The organism is Amycolatopsis sp. NPDC003861 (genome assembly GCF_053605405.1).
The window spans coordinates 31,492-46,305 of the sequence record NZ_JBSGJD010000014.1 but is presented as its reverse complement, the minus strand read 5'-3'; the positions used below and the strand labels follow the sequence as shown (position 1 = coordinate 46,305).

General features: G+C 71.2%; 17 protein-coding genes and 1 pseudogene. 13 read left to right on the top strand and 5 right to left on the bottom strand.

Annotated elements, in window-relative coordinates; translation table 11 throughout:
- Positions 1-113: 113 nt before the first annotated feature.
- The gene (locus ACWEVN_RS06260; protein ID WP_452050487.1) at positions 114-1,010 is read left to right on the top strand and encodes an SDR family NAD(P)-dependent oxidoreductase; all 897 of its coding nucleotides are present in this window, start codon (positions 114-116) and stop codon (positions 1,008-1,010) included.
- A gap of 271 nt (positions 1,011-1,281) precedes the next feature.
- Here the strand turns inward: ACWEVN_RS06260 and ACWEVN_RS06255 are convergent, their stop codons facing one another.
- Complete coding sequence (locus ACWEVN_RS06255; protein WP_449684389.1) at positions 1,282-1,428, bottom strand: hypothetical protein; 147 nt, start codon at positions 1,426-1,428, stop codon at positions 1,282-1,284.
- Between the two features lie 40 nt (positions 1,429-1,468).
- Entirely contained in the window at positions 1,469-1,858 is a 390-nt protein-coding gene (locus tag ACWEVN_RS06250; RefSeq protein WP_452050486.1) for a nuclear transport factor 2 family protein, read from the bottom strand.
- Between the two features lie 253 nt (positions 1,859-2,111).
- On the opposite strand from ACWEVN_RS06250, the gene ACWEVN_RS06245 reads away from it, so the two are divergent.
- The 6 genes from ACWEVN_RS06245 (at position 2,112) to ACWEVN_RS06220 (ending at position 6,350) form a co-directional block, all read left to right on the top strand.
- On the top strand, positions 2,112-2,474 hold the full coding sequence (locus ACWEVN_RS06245) for a nuclear transport factor 2 family protein (RefSeq protein WP_449684387.1): 363 nt from the start codon (positions 2,112-2,114) through the stop codon (positions 2,472-2,474).
- 50 nt (positions 2,475-2,524) lie between these two features.
- Positions 2,525-3,118 (top strand): NADPH-dependent F420 reductase, encoded by a 594-nt coding sequence (locus tag ACWEVN_RS06240; RefSeq protein ID WP_452050485.1) that lies wholly within the window; start codon positions 2,525-2,527, stop codon positions 3,116-3,118.
- Between the two features lie 642 nt (positions 3,119-3,760).
- Positions 3,761-4,135, top strand: coding sequence for a YciI family protein (locus tag ACWEVN_RS06235; protein ID WP_452050484.1), 375 nt, complete (start codon positions 3,761-3,763; stop codon positions 4,133-4,135).
- Entirely contained in the window at positions 4,132-5,391 is a 1,260-nt protein-coding gene (locus ACWEVN_RS06230; RefSeq protein ID WP_452050483.1) for an RNA polymerase sigma factor, read from the top strand. Before ACWEVN_RS06235 ends, ACWEVN_RS06230 begins: the two co-directional genes overlap by 4 nt.
- Positions 5,392-5,443: 52 nt before the next feature.
- Positions 5,444-5,782: a hypothetical protein gene (locus ACWEVN_RS06225; RefSeq protein ID WP_452050482.1), complete on the top strand. Its 339-nt coding sequence runs from the start codon at positions 5,444-5,446 to the stop codon at positions 5,780-5,782.
- A complete protein-coding gene (locus tag ACWEVN_RS06220; protein WP_452050481.1) occupies positions 5,769-6,350 on the top strand; it encodes a carboxymuconolactone decarboxylase family protein in 582 nt (193 codons plus the stop codon). The genes ACWEVN_RS06225 and ACWEVN_RS06220 overlap by 14 nt, the downstream gene beginning before the upstream one ends.
- A gap of 13 nt (positions 6,351-6,363) precedes the next feature.
- On the opposite strand, the gene ACWEVN_RS06215 is transcribed toward ACWEVN_RS06220, so the two are convergent.
- The gene (locus ACWEVN_RS06215; protein ID WP_449684382.1) at positions 6,364-7,209 is read right to left on the bottom strand and encodes a hypothetical protein; all 846 of its coding nucleotides are present in this window, start codon (positions 7,207-7,209) and stop codon (positions 6,364-6,366) included.
- Positions 7,206-8,053: pseudogene (locus tag ACWEVN_RS06210) on the bottom strand (AraC family transcriptional regulator). Before ACWEVN_RS06210 ends, ACWEVN_RS06215 begins: the two are co-directional and overlap by 4 nt.
- Before the next feature lie 87 nt (positions 8,054-8,140).
- Between ACWEVN_RS06210 and ACWEVN_RS06205 the strand changes: the two are divergent.
- On the top strand, positions 8,141-9,046 hold the full coding sequence (locus ACWEVN_RS06205; RefSeq protein WP_452050480.1) for an MBL fold metallo-hydrolase: 906 nt from the start codon (positions 8,141-8,143) through the stop codon (positions 9,044-9,046).
- Between the two features lie 90 nt (positions 9,047-9,136).
- Complete coding sequence (locus ACWEVN_RS06200; protein WP_452050479.1) at positions 9,137-10,552, top strand: M1 family metallopeptidase; 1,416 nt, start codon at positions 9,137-9,139, stop codon at positions 10,550-10,552.
- Positions 10,553-10,607: 55 nt separating this feature from the next.
- Here ACWEVN_RS06200 and ACWEVN_RS06195 read toward each other — a convergent pair whose 3' ends face one another.
- On the bottom strand, positions 10,608-11,501 hold the full coding sequence (locus ACWEVN_RS06195) for a TIGR03619 family F420-dependent LLM class oxidoreductase (protein ID WP_452050478.1): 894 nt from the start codon (positions 11,499-11,501) through the stop codon (positions 10,608-10,610).
- A gap of 251 nt (positions 11,502-11,752) precedes the next feature.
- On the opposite strand from ACWEVN_RS06195, the gene ACWEVN_RS06190 reads away from it, so the two are divergent.
- From ACWEVN_RS06190 to ACWEVN_RS06175, 4 genes are all read left to right on the top strand, one after another.
- A complete protein-coding gene (locus tag ACWEVN_RS06190) occupies positions 11,753-12,127 on the top strand; it encodes an STAS domain-containing protein (RefSeq protein WP_452050477.1) in 375 nt (124 codons plus the stop codon).
- A gap of 425 nt (positions 12,128-12,552) precedes the next feature.
- Positions 12,553-13,152: a vWA domain-containing protein gene (locus tag ACWEVN_RS06185; protein WP_449684376.1), complete on the top strand. Its 600-nt coding sequence runs from the start codon at positions 12,553-12,555 to the stop codon at positions 13,150-13,152.
- A complete protein-coding gene (locus tag ACWEVN_RS06180; protein ID WP_452050476.1) occupies positions 13,149-14,129 on the top strand; it encodes a hypothetical protein in 981 nt (326 codons plus the stop codon). The genes ACWEVN_RS06185 and ACWEVN_RS06180 overlap by 4 nt, the downstream gene beginning before the upstream one ends.
- The gene (locus tag ACWEVN_RS06175; protein WP_452050475.1) at positions 14,126-14,767 is read left to right on the top strand and encodes a hypothetical protein; all 642 of its coding nucleotides are present in this window, start codon (positions 14,126-14,128) and stop codon (positions 14,765-14,767) included. Before ACWEVN_RS06180 ends, ACWEVN_RS06175 begins: the two co-directional genes overlap by 4 nt.
- Positions 14,768-14,814 lie beyond the last annotated feature (47 nt).

The window sequence follows — 14,814 nt, the reverse complement described above, 5'->3', positions numbered from 1 at the left end:
TCTCCGCCGCGGCCGCCGACGAAACACGCCCGCGACAACACACGGCGCGGCCGCCCCCGTGACGCACCACCCTTCGCCCACCGTTCGCACCTCTCACCAAAGGACTGATCACCATGGGAGCCTTCGGAACTCTCGACCGCAGCACCATCGTCCACTCCGCCCCCATCGACCACCTCGACCTGACCGGCAAGCGCCTCACCGTCATCGGTGGCACCAACGGCCTCGGCCAGGCGATCGCCCGCCAAGCCCTGGCCCGCGGCGCCGACGTCACCGTCGTCGGCCGTACCTTCCGAGACACCCCGCACGAGCGGCTGCGCTTCGCCCAGGCCGACCTGTCCGCCATGAAGGAAGCCATCCGGGTGGGCGAGGAGCTTCCCGTGGAGAGCGAGGACGTCGTCCTGTTCACCAACGGCATCACCGCCGCCAAGATCCGCGAGGAAACCGCGGACGGCATCGAGCGCGACATGGCCATCAGCTACCTCAGCCGCTACGCCCTGCTGCGCGGCCTCGGCTCGCGCATCGGCACCGCTCGCCCCGCCAACTCGCCCCGCGCGCGGGTGTTCATCATGGCCGGCCCCGGCGGCGACCAGGACGGAAACCCCGACGACCTCAACGCGCTGACCGCCTACAACCAGAACAGCGCGCACATGAACACCGTCGTGGCCAACGAGGCGCTGACCATTCACGGCGCCAACGCCACGACGGGATCGGCGTTCTTCGGCCTCAACCCCGGCCTGATCAAAACCGGCATCCGCGCCAACTACCTCGGCGAAGGCAGCGTCGCGCACAAGGCGACCGAGGCGCTCGTCGGACTGCTCGCCCAGTCCCCGCAGACCTACGCCGAACGCATCGTGCCACTGCTGTTCACCGACGACCTCGACGAGCGCACCGGCGTGATGTTCGACCGCAAGGCCCGCCCGATCCGGCCGTCGCTCACCATGACCCCGGACCGGGTCGACAAGTTCATGACCGCGTCCCGCGACTTGCTGGATCGTGCACTGGCGCGATGACGCCGCCGGCCTGCACCACGCTTCGCGGCCTGACCGGCATCACCCTCCCGCCGCGGCTGCCCCGGCTGACCAGCAAGCCTGGCAGCCGACGACCTCAGTCCGCCGCGCGCGCAGTCCCGCGGAGGACGAGACGCCGACTCGCCGGGGGATACACGACCAAACGCCGAAGGCATCCAAGATGGACGCCTTCGGCGTTTGGTCGCACCACCGGTACAGGGCTCGAACGGCTCGAACCAGGCCCAGTTCGTTGCCTCCCCAGTCGCCGGTGTTCTCACACAGTCAGGCGCGGTGTGGTCATCGGGTTTCCGTTGGCGGTGCCCTCGGCAGGCACCTCCTCCTGCACAGTAGGCCAGTGAGCGGTGATCTTCCCGTCCTCGTCGAGCCGCAAGATGCAGGCGGCGATCAGCGGCACCGGCATGAAGCCGGTAACCCGCGCATGGACGAAGACCTCGTTCCCTTCACCGAAGTTTCTCCACGACCGGTACGACGTCGTGTGCGAGAGGTTCCGGCGATGACCGCACGAGGACCGGCGCGGCAGCCTCGTCCTGGGTGACATCCCAATGTTCGGCGGCCTTGCCATCCTCGAAGCGGAAAGTGTCCACGATGACCTTCGTGGTGTTGCCCTGCCCCGTCACCTTGGACGCCACGCTGACCCAGTCACCGGAGGCGACCACCTTGTGCACGTCGAAGTGCAAGTCCGGCAGCAACGTGATCGCCTTCTTGATCCCGGCCACATGGCTCCAGATGGACGGCCGGCGAGCGTTGGCCTGCACCGCAGGGAGGGCCGGCCCCCTGAAGAATCTGGGCCAGAAGCTGGATGATCGGTCGATCGGCACGACGCCCAGCACTACACCTCCGACCGCGGAGGTCGTTCGCGCCCGAAACCTTCACAGCGGACGGGCTGGAAGGCCACGGCGTGCACACCGGTGTGGCCGACAGATCGACAGCTACCCCCGCGCGGCGCCGGCACCGCGCCCCTGTCCGTTCCTTCCGGTACTTCGTGACCGTCACGACGCCAGTCATCCAACGGGCGCCGCCCGCAGCGCCTGCACCCGACGATGGTCTCCATCAACTTCGGATCGCACACCACTGGAGCCGACCATGTCCAACAAGGACGTCCTGCGCACCGCCATGCACGAACTCTTCGAGCAGAAAGACCTGACAGCTCTGGACCGATACTGGGCGGAACCGTACGTCCAGCACAGTCCCCACCTCCCCAACGGCCTCGACGCCCTGCGCACCGCCGTGCCGTCGCTCGTCGGCTTCAGCTGGAACCCAGAAAGAATCTTTGAAGACGGCGACTACGTCATCGCCCACAGCAAGGTCAGCGGCTGGCTGCCTGAAGGCGACGCCGCGATCGTCGACATCTTCCGCTTCGACAACGGCCGCATCGTCGAGCACTGGGACGTCGTCCAGCCCTACCTCACCGCCGAACGGACGCTCAGCGGAAACAAGATGGTCTGAGCCCCCACGACTGAACCATCAGCCCATCCACACACGACAGGGGAACAACCATGCGAATCGGCATCATCGGAGCCGGCGCGATCGGCACCGCGTTCGCCCGGCGCCTCGTCGCAGCCGGCCACGAGGCGCTGCTGAGCAACAGCCGCGGCCCTGAAACACTCGCAGAACTCGTGGCCGATCTCGGGCCCGGCGCTATCGCCGCCACGAGGGACGAGGCCGCGCAGGCCGAGATCGTGGTGCTCGCCGTGCCCCACCCGCAGGCAGCCAAGGCGCTCGCCGGACTGCCCGACTGGAACGGCCGAGTGCTCGTCGACGCCACCAACGACTTCTCGGCACGCCCGGCACTCGGACAGCCGACGTCGAGCGAGCAGATCGCCGCGCTGGCCCCCAGTGCACACGTGATCAAAACCCTCAACCACCTCGGCGCGGCTGTCCTCGGAGCCGAGCCCCAGACCGCCGGCGGAAATCGCGTGCTGTTCGTCTCGGGAGACGACGCAGCCGCCAAGAAGACGTTGAGCGCCGTGCTCACCAACCTCGGCTACGCGCCGATCGATCTTGGCCGCCTCGCCGAAGGCGGAAAGCTGCACCAACTCGGCGGGCCGCTCGTCAGCATCGACCTCGTCCGGCTGGGGGCGAATCGATGAACGGACTCGTCTTGACCGCACCACCAGCGGTACCAGCCTCGAGGAGATGGCGTCCGATGGTCCGCCTGCGACGCGGCTCATACGGTCATTTTCTGACGACAGGCGCGGTCGTTCGGCCCGCGCCTGATGAGGCCGCTGTCGGCGACTGACGTAACTCGTCACTGTGGGGTTCCGGCTGCAGGGCGCCGCAAAATCTCGATGTTGCTCGGCCGGCACCAACCCGGGGCGCGAAGACCGCACAGCCGTTCGAGACGAACGTGGACAGTCTTTCTCACCAATTTCGCTGGGGCACAGCTGGGGCAAAGCCCCTCCCAGAACCGCGCTGAGCCGCACCGAAGTGCGCTCACTGCCCCAATCGACCTGCGGTTTCGCCAAAACCGCAGGTCAGGGGGCCTTGCGCACCTCATTGGCAGTGAGGGGGTCAGGGGTTTGAGTCCCCCTAGCTCCACTCTCTCGAAACCGCCCGCCACGATCAGCCGATCCTGGCGGGCGGTATTTCGTTGCACCCGGCGAAAGTTCGGCTACCGGGCAAACTACTGGGCCGTCCCCCTGTGGCCGACAATCTCCGAAGGTGCTGTCGAGTTCCGGGCGAGCCGTTCGTCATCCTCTTCGAGGCACCCGACGCACCGGCCTGGAGGACACGTGCAATACATGCTGCTGATCTACAACTGCGACCGGCCCGAACCCGGCGATCCCGCCTTCCCCGACGCCCTGGCCCGGGTCAACGCCTTCGCCGAGGAATGCCGGCGGCGGGGGGCGTTCGTCTCCGGGCACCCGCTCCAAGGCGAGCACACCGCCACCACCGTCAGCGTCCGCGACGGCAAGACGCTGATCACCGATGGGCCGTTCCCCGAGACCCACGAACACCTCGGTGGCACCTACGTCCTCGACTGCCGCGACCTCGACGAAGCCCTCGAGCTGGCCGCGCTCTGCCCGATGGCCGCCGATGGGACGATCGAAGTGCGGCCGATCGCCGGGGTTCCGGATCTCGACCACCGTCCGTCGACCGGCGCATGACGGCCGCGGCCGTCCTGTCGACGACCTTCCGCGAGCACCGCACGGTGATGCTCGCCGCCCTGGTTCGTGTGCTGGGTGACTTCGAACTCGCCGAAGACGCGCTGCAGGACGCGTGCGCGCTCGCCCTGCGCCGCTGGGACGACCAGCCGCCCGGCGATCCGGTGGCCTGGCTGCTGACCGCGGCCCGCAACAGGGCGATCGACCGTCTCCGGCGGGCCCGCACCGGCCGGGACAAGCTCGCCCGGCTCGCACCACCGCCGGAGGCGGCGACCGTGGACTTCGACGAACAGCGCCTGCTCGGCGTCGGCGACGAGCGGCTCAGCCTGCTCTTCACCTGCTGCCACCCGGCCTTGGCCGAGGAAGCGCGGGTCGCCCTGACGCTGCAGGCCGTGGCCGGCCTGACCGCCGGGCAGATCGCCCGGGCCTTCCTGGTCGCCGAGCCGGCCCTGGCCCAGCGGCTCGTGCGGGCCAAGCGCAAGATCCGCGACGCGGGCATCAGCCTCGACGTCCCCGCCGACCACCTGCTGCCCGAGCGGCTCTCCGGCGTCCTCGCGGTGATCTACCTGATCTTCACCCGCGGCTACACCGCCGGCGGCGACCAGCCCGAATACCGCGAACTGCAGCAGGAGGCGATCCGCCTCGCCAAGCTCGTCGCCACCCTGATGCCCGACGAACCGGAAGCCCTCGCCCTGGTCGCGCTGCTGCTGGCCCACCACGCGCGCTCGGCCGCCCGGTACACGCCGGCCGGGGACCTCGTCCTGCTCGAAGACCAGGACCGGTCCCGCTGGGACCGTGCCGAGATCGCCGAAGCCGTGCGGCTGCTGGACCGGGCCCTGCGGTTCGGGACGTCCGGGCCCTACCTGCTGCAGGCGACCGTCGCGGTCCTGCACGCCCAGGCGCCGACGGCCGAAGAAACGAACTGGCCCGCGATCGCCGCGGTGTACGAGCAGCTGCTCGCCGCGACGCCGTCGCCGGTGGTCGCGCTCAACCACGCCGTCGCGGTCGCGATGGCCACCACCCCGGCCGAGGGGCTGGCCCTGATCGACCGGATCGACGGCCTCGACGGCTACCACCTGCGGCACGCCGCCCGCGCCGATCTCCTGCGCCGCCTCGGCCGGACCGGCGACGCGGTCGCGGCGTACCGGCGCGCTCACGAACTCGCCACCAACCCCGCCGACCAGCGGTACCTCGCCGGCCGCGTCCGAGCGCTCGAAAAGTCTGCCGATCGGCGCAACGGGATGCCGCGCGGGAATTGAAGCCGATACCGTCCACACCGGACCCGATCCCAGGAGCAGCGGAGAGGCCACGATGAGCACAGAACCCGACAAATCACACCGCCGTCGCGCGGAAACGCTGCGCACGGCGATGGGCGGCGACACCGGGATCACCGAGGCAGCGCTACGCACTGCCGTCGCGGGCCGCGCGGCGGGTGGGCCGCCCGTCGCCGAACCGTACGACGAGCTGGCGCGGCAGATCGGGGCCGCCTCCTACCGGGTCACCGACGCCGAGGTCGAGGCCGTGCGGCAAGCGAGCGGTAGTGACAAGGCCGCGTTCGAGATCGTCCTGTCCGCCTGCGTCGGCGCGGGCCTGGCCCGGTGGGACGCCGCCGCGCGGGTGATCGCGGAGGCGACCGATGCGCCTGCCTGAAGTCGAACGCGGCGACGGTCTCCGCAGCAGGCTGCTGATCCGGGTCATCTCGCTGGCGCTGGGCGCGCGTCTTCCGGACGCGGCCCGGGTTGCCTTCTACCACAAGGGTTTCGTCGGGACGGCGCTCGGCGCGTGGACGCAAGCGGCGATGCGCGGGCCGAGCGGGTGGTCCGTCGCGGAGCGGGAGCTGATGGCCGCGATGGTCGCCAAGTGGAACTCGTGCCCCTTCTGCGTCGGGGCGCACCGGGCCATCGCCGTGCACGGGATGGACACGGCGGTGGCCGACGCGGCCCTCGCCGACTACCACACCGCGCCGATCTCGGACCCGTTGCGCGCCACGCTCGGCGTGCTGGAAACCATGACACTGCACCCCGAAGACCTGGAGAGCGGGCACATCCGGGCGGCGCTGGCCGCGGGAGTGACGCGGCGGCAGCTCGAAGACGCGGCCGCGGTCGCAGCCGTGTTCAACATCGTCACCCGCTACGCCAACGCGCTGGGCTTCGCCATCCCGACCGACGCCGAGTTCGGCAAAGCCGCGGGCATGATGCTCAAGCGCGGCTACGCCTGACCTGAACCCGCGCTCACGCCGCGGACGTGCTGGGCTCCGTCCGGTGGCCGGCCGCGTAGTGGGCGGTGCCGATCGCTCCGGCGACCGCGAGGACGAACCCCGCCACGGCCGCGGCGGTGAAGCCCTCGCGGACGCGGTCGTTCAGCAGCGCCACGCCGATGAGCGAGGACACCGCCGTGTTGGTGGTGAACATGATGGCGGTGACCGCGGTCGCCCGGCCGCGTTGCAGGGCCATCGCGAACGCCACCGCCGCGACGAGCCCGTTGGCGATCATCGCCCACAGCGCCGGCTCGAGGACGAGGTGCCAGACCGGCCCGGACGCGTCGAGCGTGCGCGCCGCGATCCCGACGGTGCTGAACCCCAGCCCGGCGCAGAACCCCAGCACGATCGGCGCCCAGCGGCCGTTTCCGCGCTGGGCGGTGAACGCGATCGCCGCGATGACCACCGCCACGCCCACCAGCAGCAGCTTCCACCCGGGCGGCAGGAGGCGCGCGGGGCCCGGGTCCGCGGACAGGCCGAGCAGCACCAGGCCGGTCGCCCCCACGCCCAGCGCGGCCCACCCGGCGCCGGCCAGCCGGACGCCGAGGATCGCGGAGATCGTCGCGGTCACGCCGACGCTGAACGCGAGTACCGACTGGACCAGGAACAGCGGCAGGCGGTGCAGGGCCGCGGCGGCGAAGACGAACCCGAGCAGATCGACGCCCACCCCGAGGAAGTAGAGCGGCTGCCGGCGCAGCGCGACCAGATCCTGGGGCGAGCCGCCGAAGGCCCCGGCCCGCCGGACGCCGGCCGACTCCAGGATGGAACCGCTGCCCGAGGCGACGGCGGCCAGCACGGCGAGGACGTATCCGAGGATCACCGCCCGAGTGTGCCAGTCCGGCCGTCGTCCCGGAATCCGCCCGGCGCGGTGCCGAACTGGCGCTTGAACGCGTGCGAGAAAGCGAACGGCGAGGCGTAACCGACCTTCGCGGCGATCGACGGCAAGGCCAGGTCGGTGTCCTGCAGCAGCCGTGCCGCGGTGGTGAGCCGCCACCAGGTCAGGTACGCCATCGGCGGCCGGCCGGTCAGCGCGGTGAAGCGGCGGGCCAGGGTGGCCCGGGACAGGCCGACCCGGGCGGCCAGGTCTTCGACCCGCCACGGCGCTTCGGGGTGCTCGTGCAGCGCTTCCAGCGCGGCCGCGACTTCCGGGTCCCGCAGCGCCTGCGGCCAGCCCGGGTCCGGGTGGTCGGCCAGCCGGGCGCGGATCAGGTAGACCAGCAGCACGTCCAGCAGGCCGGAGAGGACCGTCGCCGAGCCCGGCCGCCGCTCGCTCACCTCGACCCCGAGCAGGTCGATCGCCGCGCGCAGTTCGGGGTGGCGCCCGACCTCGGCGGGCAGGTGCACGACCTCCGGCAGGCTCGCGAGCAAGGGGTGCTGCCGCGCGTGGGACAGCCGGTACTTGCCGCACAGGAACTCGGTGCGCCCGGCCGGCTCGGCCACCGCCGTCTCGAACGGCACCGCGCCGGCAGGACCGCGTCGCCGGGACCGAGCGCCACCGGCTCCCCGTCGTCCGGGACCAGCCAGCCGCTGCCGCGCAGCAGCACGTGGAAACCCGCACCTTCGTACGGCGCGAAGCGGTAGCACCAGTCCGGACCGGCCTGCAGCCGGTTCGACGTGGGCCGGCCGACCCGCACCGCGGCGATCGCGTCACTGAGCACGTCCACACGGACAGCGTAGCCCTGAGACGATCGAGCATCGAAACAAGCCGATGACGCATGGAAACGCTCGCTCGGCCGTCCTAGCGTGGCGTCATGCACATCGGTGAAGTGGAAGTCGTCAAGGTCGTCGAGTGGCAGGGCGAGATCGCCCCGGTGCAGACGATCATCCCCGGCAGCCCGCCGAAGCTCTGGACCGGCAACGCCGGCTGGCTCGCCCCCGACCACTGGAACCCGGAAACCGGCGGCTACCGCGGTGCCGTGCAGACCTGGGTGCTCCGCAGCGAAGGCCGGGTGATCCTGGTCGACACCGGGGTCGGCAACGACCGGGACCGGCCGCAGATCCCGCTGTTCGACCACCTCGCGACGCCGTTCCTCGAGCGGCTGGCCGCGGCCGGCGTCCGGCCCGAGGACGTCGACGTCGTCGTCAACACCCACATCCACTACGACCACGTCGGCTGGAACACCGAACTGCGCAACGGCGACTGGGTGCCCACCTTTCCCCGCGCCACCTACCTGATCCCCCGCGTCGACCAGGGGTACTTCGACCCGGGCAACGCCCATCGCCGTCCCGCCCCGCGCACTCCGCACGAGCAGCTTCGCCGCGAAGGCAGCCTGCTCGTCTACGCCGACAGCGTCGCCCCCGTGCTCGGCCGGGCCGAACTGTGGGAAGACCACCACCGCCTCGACCGCAACCTCACCCTCGAAGCCGCCCCGGGCCACACCCCCGGCGCGTCGGTGCTGCGGGTGTCCTCCGGCGCGGGCCGGGCGGTGTTCGTCGGCGACCTCCTGCACAGCCCCGCCCAGATCGTGGCCCCGGAGCACAGCAGCTGCTTCTGCGAAGACCCGCGGCAGGCCGCCACCACCCGGCGAGCGATCCTCGAACGCGCGGCGGACACCGGCGAGCTCGTCGTCCCCGCTCACTTCGGAGGATCGGGCGCGGCCGAGGTCCGCCGCGACGGCAGCCGGTTCGCGGTGCACCGGTGGGCCACGGAGGACTGAAGCAGGTCAGCGTCCGGCGCGTTGCGTTCGGTTGATCCGGGTGCCGGGTCGGACCTACGCTTCAGCGTCGATGATTGCCGAGGAGGATCGATGCGAGGCGTCTGCCGCGGCCGTGGTCTGTTGTTGCTCGTCTCCTGCGTCCTGTCCGCCGGGTTGGTGGCCGCGACGAGCCCGGCGGCCGAGGCGGCGCCGGTGTTCTCCCCCGGTGCGCCGGGCGCCGGCGACCCGTACTTCCCCGACATGGGCAACGGCGGCTACGACGTCGGCCACTACGACATCCGGCTCGCGTACGACCCCGGCACCCAGGCGATCGACGCGACCACCACGATCTTCGCCACGGCCACCCAGCACCTCTCCCGTTTCGACCTGGACTTCCAGGGGCCGCTGACGATCAGCAGGCTCTCGGTGAACGGCCGGAACGCCGCCTTCACCCGCAGCGGTGCCCAGGAGCTGGTGATCACCCCGCCGTCCGGGCTGCGGAAGGGCACCCCGTTCGTCGTCTCGGTGTCCTACGCCGGCGTGCCGCAGAAGATCGACGACCCCGCGCTGGGCCTGTCCGGCTGGGTCGCCACCAAGGACGGTGCGGTCGCGCTCAACCAACCGATCGGTGCGGCGACCTACTACCCGGTCAACGACACCACCGACGACAAGGCGACCTACACCCAGACCATCACCGTGCCGGCCGGGCTCACCGTGCTGGCCAACGGCGAACCCGGGCCCACCACCACCCGCGATCACCGGACCACCTTCCGCTGGACCATGAACCGGCCGATGGCCAGCGAGCTGAGCATGCTCGCGATCGGCGATTACAACGTCACCCGCGGCGTGGCGGCCGGCGGCCTGCCGAACCTCACCGCGATCGGCCGGTCGATCGACACGAAACCCGGTCAGGGCAAGGTGTTCAACCAGACCACCGCGCAGATCGTCCAGTGGGAGTCGTCGGTGTACGGCACCTACCCGTTCGACTCGACCGGCGGCATCCTCGCCGACGTCGGCGTCGGCTACGCCCTCGAGACGCAGAGCCGGCCGGTCTACGACCACAAGACCAGCGACGTCGACGGCGACCTGCTCGCCCACGAACTCGGCCACCAGTGGTTCGGCGACAGCCTCACCCCGGTGCACTGGTCGGACATCTGGCTCAACGAAGGCTTCGCGACCTACTCGGAGTGGCTCTACCAGGAGAAGTTCAACGGCGTCCCGGTGCAGCAGACGTTCGAGAAGACGTACGCGGACGAAGAGGACTGGAGCGGCCAGGTCGCCGACCCGGGCCGCGACCACATCTTCGACGACCTGGTCTACAACCGCGGCGCGATGACCCTGCACGCGTTGCGCACGAAGATCGGTGACCGCGCCTTCTTCCGGGTGCTCAAGGAGTGGCCGTCGGCGAACCGGTACACCAACGTCTCGACGCGGCAGTTCATCCGGTTCGTCGAGCGGCTGACCGGCCGCGACCTCGGCTCGTTCTTCCGGACCTGGCTCTACCAGCCCGGCAAGCCGTCCCTCTGAGCCGGTGTCGGCACCGCGGGTGCCGGACCCGCGGTGCCGCCGACGTGGACGGGGCTCAGCCCTTGGCGGTCAGCTCCAGCAGCCGGCCGGTCAGGTCCAGGTGTTCCTCGACGCTGCTGGTCAGGTAGGTGAGGTCCACGAACGTGTGGTCCGGCGCCACCAGTTCGACGATCTTGGTGACCGACTCGGCGATCGCCTCCGCTTCGGTGCCCGGGGCCGCGTTCACCCGCAGCGCCACGCCCAGCGCCTGCGGGTCGCGGCCGGCGCGCTCGGCGTCCGCGCGCAACTTGGCCAGGGTCGAGGTGATCACGTCCGCGGGGAACTGCTCGGGCACCGACCAGACCGGCAGCCAGCCGTCGGCCCGCTCGGCCACGCGGCGCAGCGACTTCTCGCCGAAGCCGGCCAGGTGCACCGGCGGCTTGCGCACCGGCTTCAGCGCGACGTTCGACTCCGCGATCTTGTAGCCGACGCCCTCGTGCGTCACGGTGTCCTTGGACCACCACGTTTCCAGGAGGTCGAGCAGGTCGTCGAGCCGCTTGCCGCGTTCGGACATCGGCACGCCGACCGCCGCGTACTCGTCCGGGGACCAGCCGATGCCCAGGCCGGGGAGCAGCCGCCCGTTGCTCGCGACGTCGATGCTGGTCAGCAGCCTGGCGAAGTTGGCGGGCTGGTACTGGGTCGCGTTGATGGTGCTCGACCCGAGCACCGCGGTCTCGGTCACGGCCGCGGCGATGGCCAGCGCGGTGAACGGGTCCTGCGCGGTGTGGAACTCCTCGGGCATGGTGTCGTAGCCCGGATACGGCACGACCGGGTCGACCGGCGACAGCAGCCGGTCGCCGACCCACAACCCGGCCGCGCCGGCCCGTTCCGCCTCGCGCGCGTACCGCGCGATCCCGCCCGGCGTGGCCGCCGCCTTGCCGAACACCGGAAGGCTGAAACCAAGTGGCATTGCTTCTCCCCTGGAGAGTGACTGGACTTCGTTCGGTCCTCCTGCCACTACTACTCGCATCCAGTTGCGCGTTCAAGCAGTTCCCGGTTCCTGCCGCCGGTGCCCGGATGGCCTATGCTGAGGGCAGCGGTCGAGCCGACGGCCGGCACGAGACTCCCCCTGCGCTCGGGGCATCAGTTGTCGCGCGGTTTTCCGTTCCGCGATTTCACTTCAGCGTTGTACCTAGGGTGTGGCCGACGAAAGAGGCCACCATGACCACCTGCCACCACACGCTGCCCACGGTTTCCGGCACGGTCGAACCGCCGGTCGCTTTCCGCCTCACCGCCCACCGGCCCGCACCGGGCACCGCGGTCGTCGAAGCGGCCGGGGACCTGGACCTCGCCACGGCCCCGCGGCTGCGCGACCTGATCGCCACCACGGTCTCGAGCACGCCGACCCACCTGGTGATCGACCTGTGCGGCGTGCAGTTCCTCAGCGCCACGGGCTTGGCCGCCGTCGAGCACGGCTACCTGCTCGCCACCGGCCGGGGCATCGCCTGCACCGTGCGCGTCGACCCGGCGGGCCGGGTGCTGCGCGTGCTCCGCCTGCTGCCGTGGCGGTTCGCCGAGGCGGTCGAAGCGGCCTGACGCGGTCGGCGCCGGGAAAGCGCGACCGAGTCCAGCAGTGTTCTCGCGTACCCGGTGACGGCCGCCTCGATTCCCTTGCTGCCGGGGGAAGTGCAGTCCACCACCAAGACCACATTGGACTTCCGGGCGACGAACACGACCAGGCTCCCGTGCGTGCTGATCCGGGCCTCGTCCGCCGACTCCGTCCACCGGTGTGTCCGCACCGAGCGCCAACCCCGCGGACGGCCTGGCGGCGGCGAGCACGTCGTCGGCCACCGGAAGACGCTGCGGGCCGTGACCGCGCAGAGCACCACCCGACGACGTGGCGTGTAACGGTGGCCGGTCCGTCCGACGACTCCCCGCGGTAAGCGGTCCTCTCAGGGGGGGTGGCTGTCCCGGGGTGCGCTCCGGGCCGGACGAGCGGGGAGTGCGGATTGCACCGGATCATGCCGATCTACCTGGTGGTGAACACTTCGCCGTCGATGGCCGGGCGCCTGGTCGAGATCGAGCACGTGCTCACCGCGATGACCGACGAACTGCTGGAGTCGCCGCTCCTGGGCGACCGGGTCCGGGTCTGCCTGGTGGCCTTCGCCGAAAACGCCCGGTGCGTCCTGCCGCTTTCGGACCTGACCGAGGTGACCGGCCTCCCCGCCCTGTCGCCGGGCCGGGAAACCCGGTTCGGCCCCGCTTTCCAGCTGCTCACCCGGCTGACCGACGCGGACGCGGCCGCCCACCTGGCCGCCGGGGTGTCGTTCCACCGGCCGCTGGTGCTGCTGGTGACCGACGGCGTCCCCGCGGACCGCGGCTGGCGGGAGGCGCTGAACGAGTTCTACCGGCACGCCCACCCCCGCGTCATCCTCATCACCGTGGGCGTGGAGCGGTCGCAGGCGCAGCACATCCTCGACGCGATGCAGGTTTCCGGGATGCGCCTGCTGAGCGACTCCCCGGACCAGCCGCTGGCCAAGCAGATCCTGGCCGATCTGCTGTCCTACACCGACCAGCTCGTGACGTCCCGGGCGATCCGGCACCGGGACGACTCGGCGTGAGCGCCGAAGCCTGGCCGCCGGTACCGCCCCGCATCGCGGAAGCCGAGGTCGCGGTCGGCGAGCAGCTGGCGCGCGGCGGGGCGTCGGCCGTCTTCTCGATCGCCGGCCCGCGGAAGACGTTGCTGTACAAGAAGTACACCGAACCGCGGGACGCCGCGGAGCTCGACGGGCTGGTCGGGACGCACGCCGGCTGGGACGCGAAAACGCTCGGCCACGTCCGGCGCACGCTGGCCTGGCCGGTCGCCACCGTCGGCGAAGGCGACCAGGCCGTCGGGGCGCTGGTCGTGCGGGCCGCGGCCGAGTTCCAGTTCACCCTGCCTTCGGGCCGAACGCGGGTCCGCGACTTCAACTTCCTGTTGTACGAAAAGCGGTCCGAGAAGCTCGGCGTGCCGCGAGCCACCGACCGCGAGAAGGTCGATCTGCTGCGCGCCCTGCTGGACGTCCTGTCCTGGCTGGACGACCACGGCTTCGTGCACGAGGACCTCGCGTCGCACAACCTCCTGTGGAAGCTCGACCCCGCCGAGGTGTTCGTCCTCGACTGCGACTCGCTGCGGCCGCTCGCCGGCGAAAGCTCCGCGCCGCTCTACACCACGGTCGACTGGACCGACCGCCGCGTGCTCACCGAGGAGGTCGCGCGCCCGGACCGGGCGTCGACGTCCTACGTCCTCGGCCTGCTGGTGCCGCGGGTGCTGGTCTCGCCCCACTGGTACCCGGGTGACGCGCTGCCGCCTGAACGGCTGCCCGCCGCGCTCACCGAGCTGGTCGTCCGGGCGTCCGGACCGGCCGGGTCCCGGCCGTCGCTGACGGAATGGGGCCGGGGCCTGGACAAGGCGTCGGCGCAGACCACCGGCACCGTGGTGGAACCGGCGCCGGTCGGCGACCCGGCCGCCGTGCGGACGGCGGACCGGTGGATCTTCGCCGGCGGGCTGCTGCTCGGGGCGCTGCTCGCGATCTTCGTCCTGGTGAGGTTCGTGTGAGCACGTCGAAACTGGCCGGAGTTTCGGAGTGGGCGGCGCAGGCCGCGCAGATCACCACCGGCGTGGCGGGCCTGTCCTACGCCTTCGGCTGGCTCCTGATGGCCCGCTTCTACGGCGTGCTCGGCGTCGACCCGGAAGACGTCGGGATCACCTTCACCTGGCTGGTCGCCCGCGCGTTCCTGGTCGGCCTGGTCGCCCTGGCGGCGTTCCTGGCCGTCCGGTGGTTGCAGAACCGGGCGACGTCGGCGCAGTCGACGTGGATCCGGCTGTCCTTCGGCACCGGCGTGCGGTCACTGGCGGAGGTGCGGCTTCCGCTGCCCGGGCGTTACCTGCTCCGCGGCCTGGCCGGTGCGCTGGCCGGGTTCGCGGTGGTCTTCCTGGTGGTGCTGCCGTTCCGGCTGGGCGACCGGTTCGCGGCCGACGCGCTGGCCGGCCGCCCGGTGGCTTTCGGCGTCCTCGGCACGACGGTGATCCGGGCGCCGGAAGTCCGGCTTTCGTCGGCCGACCCCGCGAATCCGGCGCCGGCACCGGGATGTGTGCTGCGGCTGGGCGGGAACGCGGGCACGTCGCTCTTCATCGCCGGTGGGCGGGTGATCCGCGTGTCCGACCAGAACGTCACCGTCTCGTCGTCCTGCTGAACCCGAAAGTTTCGGCGGGAATTCCGTTCTTTTCGAAACCGGGTGCG

Coding starts and splice junctions, on each gene's coding strand:
- ACWEVN_RS06260 (WP_452050487.1), top strand. CDS start 114: ATGGGAGCCTTCGGAACTCTCGACCGCAGCACCATCGTCCACTCCGCC.
- ACWEVN_RS06255 (WP_449684389.1), bottom strand. CDS start 1,428: ATGCCGGTGCCGCTGATCGCCGCCTGCATCTTGCGGCTCGACGAGGAC.
- ACWEVN_RS06245 (WP_449684387.1), top strand. CDS start 2,112: ATGTCCAACAAGGACGTCCTGCGCACCGCCATGCACGAACTCTTCGAG.
- ACWEVN_RS06240 (WP_452050485.1), top strand. CDS start 2,525: ATGCGAATCGGCATCATCGGAGCCGGCGCGATCGGCACCGCGTTCGCC.
- ACWEVN_RS06230 (WP_452050483.1), top strand. CDS start 4,132: ATGACGGCCGCGGCCGTCCTGTCGACGACCTTCCGCGAGCACCGCACG.
- ACWEVN_RS06225 (WP_452050482.1), top strand. CDS start 5,444: ATGAGCACAGAACCCGACAAATCACACCGCCGTCGCGCGGAAACGCTG.
- ACWEVN_RS06220 (WP_452050481.1), top strand. CDS start 5,769: ATGCGCCTGCCTGAAGTCGAACGCGGCGACGGTCTCCGCAGCAGGCTG.
- ACWEVN_RS06205 (WP_452050480.1), top strand. CDS start 8,141: ATGCACATCGGTGAAGTGGAAGTCGTCAAGGTCGTCGAGTGGCAGGGC.
- ACWEVN_RS06200 (WP_452050479.1), top strand. CDS start 9,137: ATGCGAGGCGTCTGCCGCGGCCGTGGTCTGTTGTTGCTCGTCTCCTGC.
- ACWEVN_RS06195 (WP_452050478.1), bottom strand. CDS start 11,501: ATGCCACTTGGTTTCAGCCTTCCGGTGTTCGGCAAGGCGGCGGCCACG.
- ACWEVN_RS06190 (WP_452050477.1), top strand. CDS start 11,753: ATGACCACCTGCCACCACACGCTGCCCACGGTTTCCGGCACGGTCGAA.
- ACWEVN_RS06185 (WP_449684376.1), top strand. CDS start 12,553: ATGCCGATCTACCTGGTGGTGAACACTTCGCCGTCGATGGCCGGGCGC.